Source organism: Peribacillus sp. P4_D6 (assembly GCF_056401795.1).
Genome location: NZ_JBFUIQ010000214.1, coordinates 1 through 4,254, shown reverse-complemented (window position 1 = coordinate 4,254; position 4,254 = coordinate 1). Strand labels below are relative to the sequence as shown.

General features: G+C 38.2%; 4 protein-coding genes. All 4 read left to right on the top strand.

The genetic code is table 11. From position 1 onward, the window contains the following. Positions 1–14: 14 nt before the first annotated feature. Positions 15–1,451, top strand: a complete 1,437-nt coding sequence (gene glgA, locus AC1DVB_RS25590) for a glycogen synthase GlgA (protein ID WP_477591572.1) — start codon at positions 15–17, stop codon at positions 1,449–1,451. 126 nt (positions 1,452–1,577) lie between these two features. Further along, positions 1,578–3,083 carry a cardiolipin synthase gene (gene cls / locus AC1DVB_RS25585; protein ID WP_477591570.1) on the top strand — a complete coding sequence of 502 codons (1,506 nt, stop codon included), beginning with the start codon at positions 1,578–1,580 and terminating at the stop codon, positions 3,081–3,083. Positions 3,084–3,158: 75 nt separating this feature from the next. Continuing rightward, positions 3,159–3,914, top strand: coding sequence for an exodeoxyribonuclease III (locus AC1DVB_RS25580; RefSeq protein WP_053535122.1), 756 nt, complete (start codon positions 3,159–3,161; stop codon positions 3,912–3,914). A 63-nt stretch (positions 3,915–3,977) separates the two neighbouring features. After that, positions 3,978–4,254: cytosolic protein (locus tag AC1DVB_RS25575; protein ID WP_477591568.1), on the top strand; the 277-nt coding region annotated here is incomplete at its 3' end.

Below are 4,254 nucleotides of genomic sequence, written 5' to 3'. Positions count from 1 at the left end.
GAGGAGGTGCGGCAATGAATGTTGTATTTGCTGCTTCAGAATGCGCCCCTTTTATAAAAACGGGAGGGCTCGGAGACGTTATAGGCGCGCTCCCGAAAGCGCTGAAAAAACAGGGAGTCCATGTAAGTGTCATCCTACCTAAATACGGGGATCTTCCTAACCAATTCAAACAGGAATTGGAACATATGACGAGTATAGAAGTTCCTGTTGGCTGGCGCCAGCAATTTTGTGGCATCGAAAAACTTGTTGCTAACGGAATTACATATTATTTTCTGGATAATGAATATTATTTCAAAAGGCATGGTAGTTATGGTTTCTTCGATGATGGCGAAAGGTTCGCCTTCTTTTCCCGTGCAATTTTAGAGGCATTACCCTATTTGGAAGAAAAACCGGATGTTATACACTGCCATGATTGGCAAACGGGCCTTGTCAGCGTTTTGATGAAAGCCCATTATCATAACCATCCATTCTATCAGGATATTAAAACGATATTTACGATACATAATTTACGCTATCAAGGAGTTTATCCTAAGGTTGTATTAGCTGAATTACTCGATTTGAGTGAGTTATATTTTAATATCGATGGTCTTGAATTTCATGGGAATGTAAGTTATTTGAAAGCCGGCCTGGCTTTTTCTAACATTGTCACAACGGTAAGCCCAAGTTATGCGGAAGAAATTCAGATACCTTATTTCGGGGAAAATCTGGATGGGTTTTTACGTAAGAGAAAAGGTGAACTTAAAGGTATTATCAACKGAATCGATTATGAGGAATATAATCCTGCAGCAGATGAACATCTTGCTGTTCCATTCGATTCTTATGAGGGTAAGATGGAGAATAAACGTCAGCTACAGGAATCGCTGGGTCTTCCTGTCAATGATGACGTCCCGGTTTTATCAATGGTAACGAGGCTTGTTGATCAAAAAGGAATAGATCTTGTTCTCCATGTTTTTCATGAAATGATGAACCAAGGAGTTCAATTCATTCTTTTAGGTACGGGTGAAGAGCAATATGAATCGGCATTCCGTCATTTAGCTGACCAATATCCAAATCAGGTTTCAGTCCATACATATTTTGATGAGGGGTTAGCAAGAAGGATATATGCAGGTTCTGATTTATTCCTGATGCCATCACAATTCGAACCATGTGGTATCGGCCAACTCTTGGCACTGCGTTATGGTACACTGCCTTTAGTGAGGGAAACTGGCGGACTTCGTGATACGGTCATACCGTATAACCAATTTACTGGTGAAGGCAATGGCTTCAGTTTTACGAATTATAATGCACACGATATGCTCCATACAATTGAGCAATCTGTTGGCCTGTACAAATTCCAGCCGAAAAGATGGAGGAAAATGGCCGAAAATGCAATGAAGTTAGACTTCAGTTGGACATCATCGTCATTAAAGTATATGGAGCTGTATGAAAGTTTGATTCCTGTCATGAAGTGATAACTGGATAGGTAATACACAAAGCACTTGCGAACATGGTTTTCGTAAGTGTTTTGTTTCTTTTACCATCAAATATGGGTATATGATATTTATATATAAAATATTGCTGTGTAGGAGAATGAAAAGATGAAAAGAAGAAGGATGGAAATTGTATTTTTATTTATATTAATTGCTTCAGTTTATATGATCCTGTTCACTTCAGTTAGCTTCGACGTGAAGCTATTTTTTATTGGATTATATATTTTGGTCATGTTTATCACCCTATTTTCACTAATGCTCGAAAATAGATTTGCCCACGAGACACTTTTATGGATGTATGTGCTTTTGTTTTTCCCGGTATTTGGATATGTATTTTATCTATTCTCAGGTCAGCTCTATTTAAAGGGGTATTTATTCCGAAGTAAAAGGAAAAAAGATCGAGAAGAATGGAAGAGTCTTGTTACACGGGTATCCTCTCCAGATTTATCGTTCTTGAATGATCATCAGAAATCATTCGCAGCTTTTGCCAAAAATGCATCTGAGACCACCATTAGTACATCATCGAAAACGGAAGTATTGAAAAATGGCAACGAAACGTTTACAGAAATCATAAAACAATTAAGAAAAGCTGAGAAATTCATCCATATTGAATACTATATTTTTCGTTCCGACAGGCTTGGTACTGAAATTATAGATATCCTTATTGAAAAAGCAAAAAATGGTGTGGAGGTTTTATTCATTTTTGATGCGGCAGGAAGTTTAAGCCTCTCAAATAAAGAGGTTAAACGGATGAAAAATGCAGGGGTTAAAGCCTATCCCTTTTCGCCATTGAAACACGGTTTTTTCAATCAAAAATTTAATTTTAGGAATCACCGCAAAATCATCATCATAGATGGGGAAGTTGGCTTTGTAGGAGGTTTAAACGTAGGAGAGGAATATTTAGGCCGAAATAAAAGCATTGGTTTTTGGAGAGATACACATATGATCCTTAAAGGTGAAGCGGTATATATGCTTCATACCGTTTTCCTTTTGGATTGGGAATATGTCAGCGGCGAAGATGTATTGCAAGGACGTCCAGAATTCAAGAATAAAGTGGTACAAGGGGATGGAGCTGTCCAGGTGGTAGCGAGTGGACCTGATACACAACAGGGGATCATGAGTGATTTTTACTATTCACTTATCACGAACGCCACAAAATCAGTCTGGATTGCAAGTCCATACTTCGTACCAAATCAAGCGATTAAAGCAGCAATTAAACATGCCGCAATTAAGGGGATACAAGTTAGGGTCATGGTTCCGGCAGTAAATGATGGGTTTTTAACCCAATACGGCAGTCGCTCCTATTTCGGTGAGCTGCTTCAATTCGGCGTAGAGGTATACTCGTACAAAAAAGGTTTTCTACATCAGAAACTTATTATCGTAGATGGTGATATGGCTTCCATAGGAACGGCAAATATGGATATGAGGAGTTTCCACCTGAATTTTGAAGTGAATGTCTTTCTTATGGGCAGCCGTACCATTGAAGATCTCATCACTCATTACAAAGAGGATATGATGGATAGTGACAAACTAGATCCTATCGGGTATAACAATCGTGGTTTACTGGAACGTTCAAAAGAATCATTTGCCAGATTGTTTTCGAATGTACTCTAATGGGAAAAAAATCAGATTAATAGTATAGTTGAAATGTAAAGAAATTAATTGGCCATAAGGAGAATTTAAGATAATATGAAATTGGTTTCCTGGAATGTAAATGGAATTCGGGCTTGTGTTAAAAAAGGATTTTTAGATTACTTTAAAGACGTGGATGCAGATATTTTCTGCCTTCAAGAAACTAAGCTTCAAGAAGGGCAGATTTCACTTGAGTTGGAAGGGTACCATCAATATTGGAATTATGCACTGAAAAAAGGATATTCAGGTACAGCCATTTTCACGAAGGAAAAACCGCTTTCAGTGAAATATGGTGTAGGAGAGCTGGATGAGGAGCCGGAAGGCAGGATCATAACACTGGAATTCGAGAGTTTTTATATGGTGAATGTTTATACCCCCAATGCAAAAAGGGATTTATCAAGATTGAATTACCGTCTCGAATGGGAAGATGAGATGATAAAATATCTTAAGGAACTGGACCTGGTGAAGCCGGTTATCTTTTGTGGTGACCTCAATGTCGCACACCAGGAAATCGACTTGAAAAACCCAAAACCCAATATAGGGAATTCCGGTTTTACAAATGAAGAACGTGGAAAGATGACTGAATTACTTGATTCAGGGTTTATCGATACATTTCGCCATTTTTATCCAGACCAGGAAGGCTCTTATACTTGGTGGTCATATATGGCAAAAGTCAGGGAGCGGAATATTGGGTGGAGAATCGATTATTTCATTGTTTCAAAACGTCTGGCGGATTCTTTAATAGAGGCAAACATTCACTGCGATGTCATGGGCAGCGATCATTGCCCGGTCGTTTTGGAAACAAACCTCTAAATGGAATAAATTCGGTTAAATGGGGATACTAATGGTTATCCATATTCAACAGGAGGTTTGATTATGAACACATTTATCGTGGGCTTTCATCAAGAAGATAATGTAGACAGCATGCAAGTGCAAAAATTGACGTCGGCTGAGTTTGAAAAAGCAACATCACGCGGATTTCGCAGATTATTTGAACTGGATACAAATATCGGTTATTTCGTATTTTTTGATGCTGAAGATGATGAGGGTGATTTATCCCATCTAGTTTTACAGTATGAAGAAGATAATCAGGATCCAAGTGATTGTTACTCCTTTACTAAAAATGATTTTTATGAGTTCATGGCACTTTATT